Here is a 15,092-nt window from a genome sequence, read left to right on the forward strand (position 1 = left end):
TCCCTTTTCGTGTGCATGGGAGTGGTGTGTTGTCCGTCTGGGAGAGGTCGAGCGCGGCGCGGGTCGTGCCGTCGGCGCGGCCGCGGAAGCTGGCCAAGGTGCCGTTCGTCGAGCTGGCCGACGGGCGGTTGCAGGGGGTCGTGTCCAGTGGGTCGGACATCGAGCGGGTGTACGTCTCCTCGGTCGCCGCGGGGTCCTACGCCTTCGCGTGCAGCACCAACAACAACCGCCCCTGCGGCGGGGCGCGCGGCACGTTCTGCAACCACATACGCGCGCTGATCGGCGAGGCAGTGCTGCAGTACGGCGGCGAGCGGGTGGCCCGCTATCTGAAGGTCGATGCCGACGACACCGACGCGGGCGTCCTCACCGGCGCCATGACGGGCACGCGCCCGGCGCAGGGCGACAGCGCCGCCGCCCAGGTCTTCAGCCGCTTCCTGCGTCACCTCTCCTATCTCGAACTGCCCGTCACCACCGCCCCGTTGCCGGAGATGCAGTGGTTCCCGACGACGAAGGCGGTGTCCTGATGCGCGTCGACCTGCTCACCGATCCCGTCGAGGGGCTGGCGGAAGCCCTCGACGCCGTGGACGGTTTCGACCGGGCACTCGTCGCCGGTCTGCTGCGCCCGCAGCCGGGCCAGACCGAGGGGCTGACCGGGCTCGCCGCCGCCGTCGCCGCATCGCCGCTGGCCACGCGGGTCGCGGAGGCGGCCGAGAAGGCGTCCGCCGGAGCCGCGGGCGAGGACCACTTCGTCGCCCTCGCCGCCGCCCGCACCGCCCTGCTCGGCTCGGCGCACGACGCGCTGACCGAGCGGGTGCGCGAGGCGGTCGGGCGCCCGTACGGCGACGAAGTCCGGACCCCGGCAGGCGCCGGGCAGCCGGTCAACCTCCTTCTCGCCGCCCGCAGTTGGCTCAGCGACCTGGCCCGGTCCGGCTGGCAGGGCATCGACCACGAACTCGTCGGCGGCGCCGCCCCCGTGGTCTCCGCGATGCTGCCCGACCCGGCGCTGCGCCGCCTTGCCGCGCTGCTCGACGGATTCGCCGCCGAACTCGCCGCCTCCTGCCCCGGCGCCACCCTGGAGCGGATACCGGTACGGCGCTGGGCCGACCTGTGGGCGCGGGCGCTGCTGCTGACCGTCCCGGGCGCGCTCGGCACCCCGGCCGTGACCGAGGTGAGCGGTCGCCTGCTGCCGCTCGGTGTGGACGTGCAGGAGCACGCCACCGCCGTACAGGCGCAGGTGCACGCGGTGTTCGAGCCCGCCGACGGCGGTCCGGCGAGGTTGGTGCGAGCCTCGGTGTCCGCGCCGAAGCCCGACTCCGTCGTCGGCGCCGGTCTGTGGCAACTGCTGCGCCCGCACATGTCGTTGCTCGCGGCGCTGGGCGAGGGTCGCGCCATGGACCTCGACGCCATGCCGGTCACCGCCGAGGGCGACCTGCTGTGGGACGACGCGCGGGCCCGCGCCGGGGAGGACGCCGAGCCGTTCACGACCGCCCGGGTGGCGCTGCCGACCGCCGTCGCCTTCCCGACCGCTCCGCTCGACCGGCATCCGGCGCGGATCGCGGCGCCGGTCCTGGTTGAGGGGTACGCGGTGGACGACACCGAGGGACTCGTCCTCGACGTCGCCGGGTGCCGGGTGCGGGTCGACGCCGACCGCGTCCCGGCCGCCGGACCGCTCACCCCGGAGGCAGTCGCCACGTCGTCCGCGTGCCTGGGGCTGCTGCGCTGGGACGCCGGGGAGTTCCTGCTCCAGCCGCTCGCGGTGGAGCGGACCGTACGCAAGAAGGCGGTCGCGGTGCACGCGGGCGCGTGGGCCGGGGGCACGACCGACAAGGCGGGGGTGCGCGCGGAGAAGGCGGCAACGGACGCGGTGACCGTGCTGCGCGAGCGGGCGGGAAGGCTGCTGCGCACATGACCCAGGACAGCACGCAGGACAACGCCCAGGGCGCCCCCGTCGGCACCGGTCCCGCCGCCCCGGACCCCCAGGAGAACCGCCGCCAGGTTCTCTACTGGCGCCTCCTCGCCCGCCTCTTCGACCCCGAGGAGCAGGCGGGTCTCGAGTCCGCGTCCCTCGCCGTGGTGGAGGACATCGGTCTGCCGCCCGCGCTGCTCGACCCGGACGCCTCCGTGGACTCCGTCGTGCAGCGCCACCCGGAGCTGGCCGCCGAGCTGGACGGGCTGATGACGCCCGAGCCGGACCCGGACGGCAGCCGCGACCGCACCGCCGAGGTACGGCGCGCCGCGCTCGCCTCCAAGGTGCTGCTGAACGTGTTCGCCACCCGCCCCGGCGAGATCACCGCCGGACAACTCGCCCGCTGGCAGGCGGACGCCGACTGGCTGGAGCGCGCCCTCGGCTGCAAGCCGGGCGAGCTGCGCGGCGGCAAGGCAGGTGGCCGTGCGGCGGCGGGCAACGGCACCGGCTACGGCGCGCCCACTCCCGACCTGAGCAGGCTCGTCCCCGAGATCGGTCCCGAACTCGGCGCCATCGAGGCGGGACTCGTCCAGCGGATGCGGCTGCGCGAGGTGCTGGCCGACCCGCGGCTCGCGGCCAAGCTGACGCCGAGCATGTCGCTGGTCGAGCAGTTGCTGCGCGACAAGGACAACCTCTCCGGCGTGGCGCTGGCGAACGCGAAGTCGCTGATCAAGCGGTATGTGGACGCGGTCGCGCAGGTGCTGCGCACCCAGGTGGAGAAGGCCACGGTCGGGGAACTCGACCGCTCGGTGCCGCCCAAGCGGGTCTTCCGCAATCTCGACCTCGACCGCACCATCTGGAAGAACCTCACCAACTGGAGCCCGGAGGAGGAGCGGCTCTACGTCGACCGCCTCTACTACCGGCACACCAGCCGCAAGACGACGCCCCAGCGGCTGATCGTCGTGGTGGACCAGTCGGGCTCCATGGTCGACTCGATGGTCAACTGCACCATCCTGGCGTCCATCTTCGCCGGGCTGCCGAAGGTCGACGTCCATCTGATCGCCTACGACACGCAGGCGCTGGACCTCACCCCGTGGGCGCACGACCCGTTCGAGACGCTGCTGCGCACCAAGCTCGGCGGCGGCACGGACGGCACCGTGGCCATGGCGCTCGCCCACCCGAAGATCGCGGAACCGCGCAACACGGTCGTGGTCTGGATATCCGACTTCTACGAGTGGCGCGGGCAGGAGCTGTACGACAGCTTCGCCGCCGTGCACCGCTCGGGCGCGAAGTTCATCCCGGTCGGCTCGGTGACCAGCTCCGGGCGCGGCAGCGTCAACCCGTGGTTCCGGGAGCGCTTCAAGGACCTGGGCACGCCGGTGATCTCCGGCCACATCAAGAAGCTCGTGCACGAACTCAAGACGTTCCTGACCTGATCAGCGGGTCTGCGTGGCGACTCACGCCCCTCCCCTCTGATCCCCCTGTACCGAAAGGCACTTCACCATGTCCGACCTGCTGCGCGCCCCCGCCGAGATCAAGTACGCCGAAGAACTGGACTGGCTGGAGTCCATCGACGACAGCCCCAAGCCGTTCTCGTGGCGGCTGTCGCCCAAGATGGTCCGGCTGTTCATCCTCGGCTCCGAGCGGGCGGACGGGCTCGACCGGGAGATCTCGCAGAAGTGGTTCGGAGACCGCAGTTTCGTGGAGCGGTCCATCGTGACCCTCGCCTCCGACCGGGGTCTGCTGCTGATCGGTGACCCGGGCACCGGCAAGAGCTGGCTGGCGGAGCTGCTGTCGGCGGCGATCAGCCGCAACTCGACGCTGGTGGTGCAGGGCACGGCCGGCACCACCGAGGACCACATCAAGTACTCGTGGAACGTGTCCATGGTGATCGCCAAGGGCCAGTCCCGCGAGTCGATGATCCCCTCCCCGATCATGACGGCGATGGAGGGCGGCGCCATCGGGCGCTTCGAGGAGCTGACCCGTTCCACCAGTGACGTGCAGGACGCGTTGATCTCGATCCTGTCGGAGAAGTACATATCGGTGCCCGAGCTGGAGAGCGACAACATCGTCTTCGCCAAGCCCGGCTTCTCCATCATCGCCACCGCCAACAGCCGCGACCGGGGCGTCAACGACCTGTCGTCCGCGCTGAAGCGGCGCTTCAACTTCGTACGGATTCCGGTGGTGACCAACAAGAAGAGCGAGGCGGAGATCGTCCGCTTCCGCACCGAGGAGCTGCTGCGGCGGCACTCGATCGATCTGGACGTGCCGCCGACCCTGCTCGACGTGCTGCTCCAGAGCTTCGCGGACCTGCGCGCGTCGTCCGCCTCGGCCGGGAGCGACGACGAGAAGCTGGAGTCGGCGCTCTCGACGGCCGAGCAGATCGGCGTGCTGGAGGACGCCGTGCTGCACGGCAACTTCTTCGGGGAGCACACCCTCACCGCCCGGACGCTCGCCTCGTCGCTGGTCGGCTCCCTCACCCGGCGCGAGCCGGAGGACCTGGCCATCCTCAACAAGTATCTGCACGGCGTGGTCGAGCCGCGCAGCAAGGAAGAGGGCGGCTCCTGGCCGGAGTTCCTCGAGGGCGGCCGCGACGCGATCGCCACCCTGTCGTGAGCGCGGACCACGCCGCCACGAGCGGTACCCCAGAAGGCGCGTTCGGTGCGCTGCGCGGTCAACTCCAGCGAGCTGCGACCGAGTTCGCGGGCGGACCCGACGCCCTTGAGGACATCCTCCTCGGCATGGTGGACGACGTGGACCGGGCGGTGCGCGAGCCGCTGGAGATCTTCCCGGTCTGCCACCACTCCCCCGCCTCCGCGCTCGCCATGGCCCGCAGGCTGCGCGAGAAGCAGCCCAAGGTCGTGTACCTGGAGCTGTGCGAGGACATGGCGCCCTTGCTGACCGAGCTGCGCAACTGCCGACTGCCGGTCGCGGTGCAGGCGTTCGCGGGCAAGGTCGACGGCTTTCCTGCCGAGTGGGCGCCGCTGTCGGTGGTCGCGCCGATCACCGAGGCGTCCGCCGAGTACCAGGCCATCGCGTACGCCCTGGACACTCCGGGCGTGGAGCTGGTCCTGGTGGACCGCTCGGCCGACCATGTGTACCAGTGGGACACGAGCCGTACGCGGCAGGAGCCCGACACCGACGAGGAGGCGCCCGAGGACGCTCAACTCCACGGCGAGGCGGTCGGCGTGGAGATCGGTGACCTGCGCCCGCGCTTCGCGGAGCTGGAGGAGCATCTGCTGCGGCACGGCCGGGTGCGGCACTGGTCGGAGTGGTGGCACCAGTACGTCGAGGTCCCGCTCGCGGGCAGCGACCACAACACCTACCGCCAGGCCATGTTCCTCATCGGCAGCCTCTTCAGGCGGCTCGCCCCCGGCGACGAGGGCCGGGTGCGGGTGGACGAGGACCGCGAGCGGTACATGTGGACGCGGATGCGCGAGCACCTGGCGGAGTCCGGCGCCGAACCGGCGGACTGCCTGTACGTGTGCGGGGCGTTCCACGCCGCCAGCCGGGTGGCCGAGTTCGGCGTCGAGGGCACCGACACGTTCACCATCTCCCCGCGTACGGCGACGACGTGGCAGTACGGTCTGATCCCGTCCAGCCACGCGGCCATCGAGGCGCAGTTCGGTCTCGCCGCGGGCTCGGTGTCCATCGCCGCGACGGAGTGGACCAAGGGTCTCAAGCGCTCGCGGACCCGGCCGTACCTGCTGGCGGGGCAGAAGGGCGCGGCGAAGAAGGCGGCTTCGACGAAGGCGGTCGCGTCCTCGCCGGGCGCCGCCCCGGACCGTCTCACCAGCTTCCTCCAACAGGCGCCCGCGCTGGACACGTTGGACGAGGCGGAGCTGCTCGGCTGGTCCGTGGACATCGTCCGCGCGGCGCGGCGCAACGGCTATCTGGCGTCCACCGCCGACGCCATCGCCGTCTTCGAGACCTCGATCCTGCTCGCCGGGATGCGCGACCGCGCGAAGCCGACGCCGTACGACTTCCAGGACGCGGCGGTCACCTGCATCGAGAAGGACGCCGTGCCCGGTCGGCGGGACGTACGGCGGCTGGTCGAGATCATGATGGGCGGCGACCGGATCGGCCAGGTCGGCTACGACGCCCTTCCGCCGCTGGCGCGCGACGTGCACGACCGGCTGGCTCCGCTCGGGCTCAAGCTCCAGCAGCGCGGTGTCCAGCGCGCGTTGCTCGACATCGTCTCTCGTCCCGAACTGACCGCCTGCTCGGACGTGCTGTGGATGCTGCGCCGTCTGCTCCCGCACGGCGCGGCACGCCCGATCATGGGTGAGCGCAAGCTCGGTGAGCGTTCCCTCCAGGAGTCCTGGGACCTGGCGATCGGCACCCACCAACGGGCGCTGATCGAGCTGGGATACGAGGGCGTCAGTCTCGAACAGGTCCTGGAGCAGCGGCTACGGCGTGAGGCGTACGCCCCGCAGGCGACGGCCGCGACCGTGCTGGCGGCGGTCGAGGACGCCACGCTCCACCTGGGCGGCAAGCGCCTCGCCGACGAACTCGGCACTCACGCGCTGAAGGTGCTGGCCAGCGAGCGCACGGTGGACGGCGCCCCGGAGGTGCTGCGCCGGGTGCGGCGGCTGCTGGCGTACTACCGCACCCACGAGCCGGTGCTGCCGCAGTGGATCGAGTCCTTCGCGAAGACGGGGTACGCGCACTACTGCACGCTGCTGCCGACGGCGTTCGTCGACGAGGACGCGACGGTCGGTCAGGTCGCGGCGATGCTCGGGTTCCTCTTCGGCATGGAGAGTCTCGCGCTCTCGCTCGGCTGCGACCGGACCCAACTGGAGCTGGCGGTGGCCCAGTCGCACCCCGAGGACCCGGCGAAGACGGCGCTGCTGTGGGCGGCGCGGGTGCAGCTCGGCACGTTGTCCCGCGCGGAACTGCGGGCTCGGTGCATGGAGTTGCTGGACAACCCGCTGGTGGTGCCCGCCTACCCGCGCTATCTGAGCGGGTTCGTGCATGCCCTGGAGCCGGTGCCGGGGCTCGCGGACGTGGTGGTGGAGGCGGTCTCCAACGCCTTCGGCCGACTGCCGGACACGGTGCTGCTGCCCTGGCTGCCGCTGCTGATCACCACGCTGCGCTCTCAGGCGGGCGATCTGGCGCCGCTGCTGATCCGGGAGGCTGCCCGGATCTTCCCGGCGCGGCTGGCGGCGCTGGACGCGTGGACGCCCCCGTGGCTCGCCGAGGCACAGCCCGTGGTCCGCCGCCCCGAACCGCGTGCTCCACGCGGCGTGGCCCTGCTCCCGGCGCACCCGGCGACCTGCGACGCGCTCGCGGAGCTGCTGGGCTGCACGGACGGGTGGGCGGCGCCCGGGTCCCCGGTCGTGGAGGGTGTCGCCTTGCTGACCGCTCATCCGGCGACCTGCGACGCCGTGGCGGGACTGCTGGGCTGCGACGACGGCTGGTCCGAGCCGGTTGGCACTGCTCCCCCGGCTCCCCCGGCCTCGGCGCTGGCCGAGCGCCATCCGGCGACGGCGGCGGCGTGGGAGTCCCTGCTCGCGCACACCTGACGGACTCGGCGCACGACGGCGCGGGGCCGGATCCGACGCACCTCGGACCCGGCCCCGCGCACGTCTCAGCCGGTGGCGAGCTTCCGGTGGGCGTCCACGATCTCCGCGTACCGCCGTCCGCTGCTCTTCACCGTCCGCCGCTGCGTCTCGTAGTCCACGTGGATCAGCCCGAACCGCTTGGCGTAGCCGTACGCCCACTCGAAGTTGTCGAGGAGGGACCAGGCGAAGTAGCCGGCGAGCGGGGCGCCCTTGCGGGCGGCGGAGGCGCAGGCGGCGAGGTGGGCCTCCAGGTACGCCCGGCGCTCGGGGTCGTGGACGGTGCCGCCGGGACCGACCGTGTCCGGGAAGGACGAGCCGTTCTCCGTGACGTAGATCCTGCGTGCCCCGTAGTCCTCGGTGAGGCGCAGCAACAGGGCCTCGATGCCCTCGGGTTCGATCTCCCAGTCCATGCCGGTGCGGGCGACGCCCTCGCGGCGTACGGCGCGGGCGTGCGGGACGGGTCCCTCGGGGTCGTCGATGACGTAGGCGGGAAAGTAGTAGTTGAGCCCGATCCAGTCGAGGGGCGCGGCGATGGTATCCAAGTCGCCTGGCTTCTCGGGGAGTTCGACGCCGTACAGCTCGCGCATGTCGGCGGGGAAGCCGCGGCCGTGCACGGGGTCGAGCCACCAGCGGTTGACGTGGCCGTCCTGGCGGCGGGCGGCAGCCGCGTCCTCGGGGCTGTCGGTGGCGGGGTGGACGGTGGAGAGGTTGTTGACGATGCCGACCTCGGCGCCGGGCGCGGCGGCGCGTACGGCCTGGGCGGCGAGACCGTGGCCGAGGAGCAGGTGGTAGGAGGCGCGGACGGCGGCGGTGAGGTCCGTCCAGCCGGGGGCCATGGAGCCCTCCAGGTGACCGATCCAGGCGGAGCACAGGGGCTCGTTGAGGGTGGTCCATAGCTTCACGCGGTCGCCGAGGCGTCCGGCGACGACGGAGGCGTACTCGGCAAACGCGTGCGCGGTGTCGCGCTCGGGCCAGCCGCCCCGGTCCTGGAGGACCTGCGGCAGGTCCCAGTGGTAGAGGGTGACCGAGGGCGTGATGCCCGCTTCCAGGAGGGCGTCGACCAGGCGGTCGTAGAAGGCGAGCCCCTTGGCGTTGACCGGACCGTCGCCGCCGGGCAGCACACGCGGCCAGGCGACGGACAACCGGTAGGCGTTGACGCCGAGTTGGCGCATCAGCGCGAGGTCCTCGGGCCAGCGGTGGTAGTGGTCGCAGGCGACGTCGCCGGTGTCGCCGCCCGCCGTCCTGCCGGGTGTGTGGGAGAAGGTGTCCCAGATCGACGGTGAGCGGCCGTCCTCGGCGACGGCGCCCTCGATCTGGTACGCCGCCGTGGCGGTGCCCCACAGGAAGTCGTTCGGGAGGGCGGCGAGGTCGATGGGTTCGGACACGGAAGTCCCTTCGCGGTGGGGGGTGTTGATCACTTGACGGCGCCCGCGGTCAGTCCGGCGACGAGGTAGCGCTGGAGCAGCAGGAAGCCCGCGACCACGGGCACGCTCACCACCAGGGATGCCGCCATGATCTGGTTCCAGTAGACGTTGTAGAGGGTGGAGTAGCCCTGGAGGCCGACGGCGAGTGTGCGGGTGGTGTCGTTGGTCATGACGGAGGCGAAGAGGACCTCGCCCCAGGCGGTCATGAAGGCGTAGACGGCGACCGCGACGATGCCGGGCACGGCGGCGGGCACGACGATCCGCAGCAGCGCGCCGAGCGGTCCGCAGCCGTCGACCAGCGCGGCTTCGTCGAGGTCGCGGGGCACGGAGTCGAAGTACCCGATCAGCATCCAGATCGAGAACGGCAGCGAGAAGGTCAGATACGTGAGGATCAGTCCGCCGCGCGAGCCGAACAGGGCGATCCCGGTGGCGTTGCCGATGTTGACGTAGAGCAGGAACAGCGGGAGCAGGAAGAGGATGCCGGGGAACATCTGCGTGGACAGCACGGTCACCGTGAAGACGCGCTTGCCGCGGAAGTCGTAGCGGCTGACCGCGTAGGCGGCGAACACGGCGATGACGACCGAGCAGACGGTGGCGGCACCCGCCACGATCAGCGAGTTCACGAAGTAGCGGGCGAGCGGGATCGTGGACCAGATGTCGATGTACGGCCGGATGGTCAACTCGCTGGGCATCCAGCGGAATTCGCCCGTCACGTCGGCGAGCGGCTTCAGCGAGCTGGAGATCATCACGTAGACGGGCAGCAGGACGAAGGCGGTGAGCAGAGTGAGGAAGATCCGCCGGGACCACTGGAACGAACGGGGGCGCGCCAGGGGGGACTTGGGCGTGGGCTTCGCCTTGGAGACGGTCAGCGGCTCAGACATCGGCGCCCCTCCGTCCGCGCGAGGTGAACAGCAGATAGCCGCCCGTGACGACCAGCAGGAAGAGCAGCAGCAGGACGGACATGGCGGAGCCGGTGCCGAAGTCCCAGGTCAGGAAGGTGGTTTGGTAGATGTGCACAGATATGAGATCCGCCGCCTCGGGTGCGCTCCGCCCGAACAGCACGAACGGCGTGTTGAAGTCGTTGAACGTCCAGAGGAACAGCACCAGGACGAGTACCTGGTTGACGGGGCGCAGCGCGGGCAGTGTGATGTGGCGGATCTGCTGCCACATCCCGGCGCCGTCCAGCGCGGCGGCTTCGTACAACTCCCCCGGGATGTTCTGGAGTCCGGCCATCACGATGAGGAAGGCGAACGGCCAGCCCTTCCACACCGAGACGGTGAGCAGGGCGTAGAAGCTGTTGTCGCCGAGCAGCCAGAAGGAGCGCTTGTCGGTGAGGTGGAGCTGGTCGTGCAGGACGTGGTTCACCAGCCCGTTGTCGTGCTGGAACATGAACACCCAGGTGATGACCGCCGCGTAGACAGGCAGCGCGTACGGCACCAGGAACAGGGCGCGCAGCAGACCGCGTCCCCGGAAGGTGTCCTGCATGAAGACGGCGGCGGCGGTGCCGATCAGCCAGCACAGGGCGACGGACAGCAGGGTGAAACCGACGGTGACGGCGAACGAGTGGAGCAGCGCCTTGCCGATGGGGGCGTCGAAGTCCACGGACACGCGGTAGTTACGCAGTCCGGTCCAGGGCGCGGTGGACCAGTCGCGGATGTGGAACCGGGTGAGTTCCCGGAAGCTCATCAGGGCGCCCATGACCATCGGCACCAGATGGACGAGGAGTTCGAGGACGAGCGCGGGCAGCAGGAGCAGATACGGCAGGGTCACGCGCCGGACGCGCCCGGTGCGGCGCGGACTCCGCGCGGCACCGGGCGCGTCGCCGCGCACCGGTTCCTTGAGAACGGTGGTGGTCATGGTCGTCAGGCCGCCGGCATCTGCTGCTGGGCCTTCTCCAGCTTGGCCTTGACGGAGGCGGTGGTGACGGCGCGTCCCGCCGCCGCGTCGGCGAACAGGTCCTTGACGGCGGTGCCGACGGCGGTCTCGAACTGCGACTCGTTGGCGACCTGGGGCAGCGCGGTCGCGCTGGTGGCGAGCGTGTCCTTGAGGACGACCGTCGCGGGCGCGCTGAACGCGGGGTCCTGCTGGGCGGCCTTGACCGGCGGGATGGAGCTGTACGCCTTGTTGAGGATCTTCTGCTCGCCGTCGCTGGTCATGAACCTCACGAACTGGGTCGCGCCGTCGAGGTTGTGGCTGTCCTTGAAGACGGCGAGGTTGATGCCCGCGACCATGGAGTTGACCTGGGTGCCGGTGCCGGGCTTGCCGGACTGGACGGGCACGGGGGCGATTCCGTAGGCGTCGTCGCTCATGCCCTGCGACTTGAGGTTGGCGGCGGCGGACTGCCAAAGGAGCATCGCCTGCTTGCCCTTGGCGAAGTCGCTGACCGACTGGTTCTGCGCGTACTCGGCGTTGCCCGCCGGGATGACCTTGTCCTTGGCCATCAGGTCGACGTACTGCTTGACCGCGTCGACCACCTTGGGATTGGTGAAGTCGGGCTTGCCGTCGGTGCCGAAGAAGTCGGCGCCGTGCTGCTTGGCGAAGACGAAGACGTGGTGGATGTTCTCGGAGACGTTCGAACCCTCCGCGCCCAGCGGGGACTTGCCCTTCGCCCGGATCTTCTTGCCGTCGGCGATCAGCTCGTCCCAGGTGGCCGGGGGCTTGGAGATGCCCGCGTCGGCGAAGATCTGCTTGTTGTAGTAGAGCGCGTAAGACATCGAGTACAGCGGTACGGCCGCCGGGTCCTTGCCCGTCGCGCCGGTCGAGCCGAGCGCGGAGTCCACGAACCGGTCGCGCCCGCCGATCTTCTCGAAGTTCTTCGCGTCCCAGGGCAGCAGCGCGCCCGTCGCCTGGAGGGAGGCGCTCCAGGTGTTGCCGATGTTGAGCACATCGGGACCCTGGCCCGAAGTCGCCGCCGTGAGAATGCGGTTGAGCAGGTCGGACCAGGGCACGACCTCGACCTTCACCTTGATGCCGGTCTGCTTCTCGAACTTGTCGAGCTCCGGCTGGAGGACCTTCTTGTCCACGGCGATGCTCGCGCCCTGGTTGGAGGCCCAGTAAGTCAGCGTCTTCGACGACCCGTTGGCCTCGTCCCCGCCCGATGTACCTCCCCCGCACGCTGTGGCCGCGAGGGCGAGAGACATGACGACGGCGCCGGTGGCCGCGGCTCGGATGCTGCGCATGGCTCCAGAAGTCCCTTTCCGGGAGTCGAGACCCCGAGGACCACTCACGACAGCCGACACCCGTTCGACCCCCGAAGGCTCCTCATGGCTTAATTTAGGACGTGAGTTAAACCTCCGTAGGGAGTGGAGTCAAGGGATCGGGCGGGTTTTGCAGCGGGGGACGGGGGGCGCCGAAGCCGGGGCACCGTCCGGTGCTCATCCCGGGACCGGGCTCTGCGATGATCGGCGCCCAGTCGGCCCGGAGGGCCGCTCAACGGGGGGACGCCCATGCTTTCGACCACTGCCTCGCGCCGCGCGCTGCCCGTACTGCTGGCCGGCATCCTGCTGACCGGCTGCTCGACCGGACACGACACCGCGTCAGCGCCGTCTTCCTCCGCCCCTTCGCCCTCCCCCACCGCGTCCGCGCCCACGCGGCGGACAGTTACCGCGTCCCAGGTCCGGGACGCGTTCGCCGTGCTCCAGGCGACGTACGAGGACGGCTGTACGGACCCCACGAACTGCGAGTACTTCCTCACCCGGGTGCACGACAACCTCGACGAACTCGCCGCCGCGATGAAAGCCGACCCGAAGGGCGAGGGTCACTTCACCGCGCCGCTCGCATGGATGGACGCGCTGCGCGGGGCGTTGGGGAAGGACACCTCCTTCCCCAACCTCAAGAAGCACCAGAAGCTGCTGATCGGCACCCGGGACAGGATCAACAAGTGGATGCAGTCGCATCCGGAGGACTATCGCTGAAAGGAGTCCCCGGTGAGCGCGGACACCGTGGTGGACGTGGGGCGCAGCTCGGGCGCGGAGGTCGCCCGCCACCCCGCCGCCTCGCTCCACTCCTCGAAGCACGCCAGCAGACGCCGCTCCGCCCGGCTCCACGCGAACACCGCGTCCTGACCGAACCGGCGCCCCAGGGCGCGAGCCTCGGCGTCGGACAGCCCAATGACAGCCACACTCTCCTCGGCGTGGGTACCGCAGGGGCTGCTGCCTGTGGCGGGCCACCATGTGTGACCGCCACGGCCGAGCCAAGCCAGCAGTAGGGCGTGGGCCCGCGCGTTGTCCTCGGCGGCGCCGACCCGCCCACGGGGGTTGAAGGCCGTGACGACGTGCAGGGTCCGCCCGGACGGCTCCGGGAACGCCCCCTCGGTCACCCCGACGGAACACGGCACCATCCGCACGACGCCGCGCTCCGCGAATCGAATGTCCACCACAGCCTGCCGATAAGCCGCCCAGCGGTCCCGCATGAGCCCTCCTCCGGAAAGAGAAGACCCCCTTACGCACCCGGCAGGGAGATCCGCGCCCAGCCCCGACGGGCTCGGCGTGATCGTTTTCGTGAACGGGTGGAATGCTGCCACATGGTGTGACGCGGGACCAGGGTCAAGGGCCCGCGCGCTCGACGTGGTGCCGGGCTCGGACGGCACCCCCGCCCAGCCGATGGTGGCCCAGACCCGCCACGCCCTGGCCCGTTACGCGGCGCACGGGGGTACGGTACGGGAGGTCGCCCGTGCCCCCCGCGGGACGCGGTGCACCTGGAGAAGCCCGAGGAGTTCATGACGGCGCTGCTGGAGGTCCTGTCGGCATGACGGTGTGCACGACCGAGCAAGGCGATGTCCGGGGCCGTACCGGCGCGGACGGCGTGGTGTCCTTCCTGGGAATCCCGTACGCGGCACCGCCGTTCGGCCCCCTCCGCTTCAAAGCCCCTTCCCCACCGCGACCTTGGTCCGGCGTACGCGACGCCACCGCCTACGGCCCGACCGCACCCCACGCCCCGTACGCCCCGCCCTTCGACACCCTCATCCCCGAGGACAGCATCCCGGGCGAGGAGTGCCTGAACCTCAACATCTGGACGCCCGCGCCCGGTCCGGGAGCCCGGCTGCCGGTGATGGTGTGGCTGCACGGCGGGGCGTTCTCCAACGGCTCGGGTTCGGCGCCGGGTTATGACGGCAGCGCCTTCGCGCGCGACGGCGTGGTGTGCGTGACCCTCAACTACCGCCTGGGCGTGGACGGTTTCCTCCGTCTGCCCGGCGCCCCCGACAACCGCGGCCTGCTGGACCAACTGGCAGCGCTGCGCTGGGTACGGTCCAACATCGCGGCGTTCGGCGGCGATCCGGACCAGGTGACGGTGTTCGGCGAATCGGCCGGCGCCATGAGCATCGGCGCGCTGCTGGCCACGGGTGAACTGCGCGGTCTGGTACGCCGCGCGATCCTCCAGAGCGGCTCGTGCCACTACTTCCTGCGCCCCGGCTCGGCCGACCGGATCGCGGCACACCTGGCGGCGAAGCTGGGCGTCGAACCGACCCCCGAGTCACTCGCCGCCGTCCCCCTGGACGACCTGCTCACCGCCCAGGCAGACCTGCGCGCCGAACTCAACACCCGCCCCGATCCCGCCTTTTGGGGCGAAGCGGCACTCAACATGATGCCCTTCGAACCCGTCCTCCCCGACCTCGCCCTCCCCGGTCCGGACTGCGGCGTCGACCTCCTCATCGGCACCAACCGCGAGGAATACCGCCTCTTCCTGGCCCCCATCCACCGCCTCGACGCCTTCCCCGAGTCCCGCCTGCGCACGATGACGGCGGCCTACGGACTCGACCCCGACAGGGCCCTCCCCGTCTACCGCGCCACCCGCCCCACCGCGACCCCCGGCGAACTCCTCGACGCGGTGGCCACGGACTGGTTCTACCGCCTCCCCGCCATCCGCCTGGCGGAATCCGTCCCCGGCTCCCACCTCTACGAATTCGCCTGGCGCTCCCCCCAGTTCGACAACCGCCTCGGCGCCTGCCACGCCCTGGAACTCCCCTTCGTCTTCGACCGCCTCCACGCCCCCTCCTACGCCCCTCTCCTGGGCCCGAACCCACCCCAGCCCCTCGCCGACACGATGCACGCCGCCTGGACCTCCTTCGCCCGCACCGGCGACCCCGGCTGGCCGCCGTACGACGAGCACACCCGCACGACGATGGTCTTCGCGGAGGAGTCCGCACCGGGGAAGGATCTGCGGTCGGAGGAACGGCTGTTGTGGGACGGGGTGCGGTAG

At 71.0% G+C, this 15,092-nt stretch carries 12 protein-coding genes; 7 read left to right on the forward strand and 5 right to left on the reverse strand.

The genetic code is table 11. The annotated features are described in order from the left end of the window. Positions 1–29: 29 nt before the first annotated feature. The 5 genes from IF655_RS11775 to IF655_RS11795 all read left to right on the forward strand — a co-directional run bounded on the left by IF655_RS11775 (position 30) and on the right by IF655_RS11795 (position 7,431). Positions 30–524: a hypothetical protein gene (locus tag IF655_RS11775; protein ID WP_199584346.1), complete on the forward strand. Its 495-nt coding sequence runs from the start codon at positions 30–32 to the stop codon at positions 522–524. After that, a complete protein-coding gene (locus IF655_RS11780) occupies positions 524–1,909 on the forward strand; it encodes a hypothetical protein (protein WP_199584347.1) in 1,386 nt (461 codons plus the stop codon). Before IF655_RS11775 ends, IF655_RS11780 begins: the two co-directional genes overlap by 1 nt. Continuing rightward, positions 1,906–3,342, forward strand: coding sequence for a VWA domain-containing protein (locus tag IF655_RS11785; protein ID WP_199584354.1), 1,437 nt, complete (start codon positions 1,906–1,908; stop codon positions 3,340–3,342). The genes IF655_RS11780 and IF655_RS11785 overlap by 4 nt, the downstream gene beginning before the upstream one ends. A 67-nt stretch (positions 3,343–3,409) precedes the next feature. Continuing rightward, positions 3,410–4,522 (forward strand): AAA family ATPase, encoded by a 1,113-nt coding sequence (locus tag IF655_RS11790; protein ID WP_199584355.1) that lies wholly within the window; start codon positions 3,410–3,412, stop codon positions 4,520–4,522. After that, the gene (locus tag IF655_RS11795; RefSeq protein ID WP_199584356.1) at positions 4,519–7,431 is read left to right on the forward strand and encodes a DUF5682 family protein; all 2,913 of its coding nucleotides are present in this window, start codon (positions 4,519–4,521) and stop codon (positions 7,429–7,431) included. The genes IF655_RS11790 and IF655_RS11795 overlap by 4 nt, the downstream gene beginning before the upstream one ends. Before the next feature lie 65 nt (positions 7,432–7,496). On the opposite strand, the gene IF655_RS11800 is transcribed toward IF655_RS11795, so the two are convergent. The 4 genes from IF655_RS11800 to IF655_RS11815 are packed head-to-tail and all read right to left on the reverse strand — an operon-like array spanning position 7,497 to position 12,073. Continuing rightward, positions 7,497–8,855 carry a GH1 family beta-glucosidase gene (locus IF655_RS11800; RefSeq protein WP_199584357.1) on the reverse strand — a complete coding sequence of 453 codons (1,359 nt, stop codon included), beginning with the start codon at positions 8,853–8,855 and terminating at the stop codon, positions 7,497–7,499. 29 nt (positions 8,856–8,884) lie between these two features. Beyond that, positions 8,885–9,724 (reverse strand): carbohydrate ABC transporter permease, encoded by an 840-nt coding sequence (locus IF655_RS11805; RefSeq protein ID WP_199584899.1) that lies wholly within the window; start codon positions 9,722–9,724, stop codon positions 8,885–8,887. A gap of 43 nt (positions 9,725–9,767) precedes the next feature. Then, positions 9,768–10,751: a carbohydrate ABC transporter permease gene (locus tag IF655_RS11810; protein WP_199584359.1), complete on the reverse strand. Its 984-nt coding sequence runs from the start codon at positions 10,749–10,751 to the stop codon at positions 9,768–9,770. 5 nt (positions 10,752–10,756) lie between these two features. Then, positions 10,757–12,073 (reverse strand): ABC transporter substrate-binding protein, encoded by a 1,317-nt coding sequence (locus IF655_RS11815; protein ID WP_199584361.1) that lies wholly within the window; start codon positions 12,071–12,073, stop codon positions 10,757–10,759. A 267-nt stretch (positions 12,074–12,340) separates the two neighbouring features. On the opposite strand from IF655_RS11815, the gene IF655_RS11820 reads away from it, so the two are divergent. Then, positions 12,341–12,808, forward strand: coding sequence for a hypothetical protein (locus IF655_RS11820; RefSeq protein WP_199584362.1), 468 nt, complete (start codon positions 12,341–12,343; stop codon positions 12,806–12,808). Here the strand turns inward: IF655_RS11820 and IF655_RS11825 are convergent. Continuing rightward, complete coding sequence (locus tag IF655_RS11825; RefSeq protein ID WP_199584365.1) at positions 12,799–13,305, reverse strand: DUF3293 domain-containing protein; 507 nt, start codon at positions 13,303–13,305, stop codon at positions 12,799–12,801. The two genes, IF655_RS11820 and IF655_RS11825, sit on opposite strands and share 10 nt — an antisense overlap. Positions 13,306–13,640: 335 nt before the next feature. Between IF655_RS11825 and IF655_RS11830 the strand changes: the two genes are divergently transcribed. Next, positions 13,641–15,092 carry a carboxylesterase/lipase family protein gene (locus IF655_RS11830; protein ID WP_199584367.1) on the forward strand — a complete coding sequence of 484 codons (1,452 nt, stop codon included), beginning with the start codon at positions 13,641–13,643 and terminating at the stop codon, positions 15,090–15,092.

It is taken from the genome of Streptomyces sp. DSM 110735 (genome assembly GCF_016482685.1).
Lineage (GTDB): Bacteria > Actinomycetota > Actinomycetes > Streptomycetales > Streptomycetaceae > Streptomyces.

What these genes read in the sequence shown, in the direction of transcription:
- IF655_RS11785 (WP_199584354.1), top strand. Translation starts at nt 1,906, where the DNA reads ATGACCCAGGACAGCACGCAGGACAACGCCCAGGGCGCCCCCGTCGGC.
- IF655_RS11825 (WP_199584365.1), bottom strand. Translation starts at nt 13,305, where the DNA reads ATGCGGGACCGCTGGGCGGCTTATCGGCAGGCTGTGGTGGACATTCGA.
- IF655_RS11830 (WP_199584367.1), top strand. Translation starts at nt 13,641, where the DNA reads ATGACGGTGTGCACGACCGAGCAAGGCGATGTCCGGGGCCGTACCGGC.
- IF655_RS11820 (WP_199584362.1), top strand. Translation starts at nt 12,341, where the DNA reads ATGCTTTCGACCACTGCCTCGCGCCGCGCGCTGCCCGTACTGCTGGCC.
- IF655_RS11780 (WP_199584347.1), top strand. Translation starts at nt 524, where the DNA reads ATGCGCGTCGACCTGCTCACCGATCCCGTCGAGGGGCTGGCGGAAGCC.
- IF655_RS11790 (WP_199584355.1), top strand. Translation starts at nt 3,410, where the DNA reads ATGTCCGACCTGCTGCGCGCCCCCGCCGAGATCAAGTACGCCGAAGAA.
- IF655_RS11815 (WP_199584361.1), bottom strand. Translation starts at nt 12,073, where the DNA reads ATGCGCAGCATCCGAGCCGCGGCCACCGGCGCCGTCGTCATGTCTCTC.
- IF655_RS11810 (WP_199584359.1), bottom strand. Translation starts at nt 10,751, where the DNA reads ATGACCACCACCGTTCTCAAGGAACCGGTGCGCGGCGACGCGCCCGGT.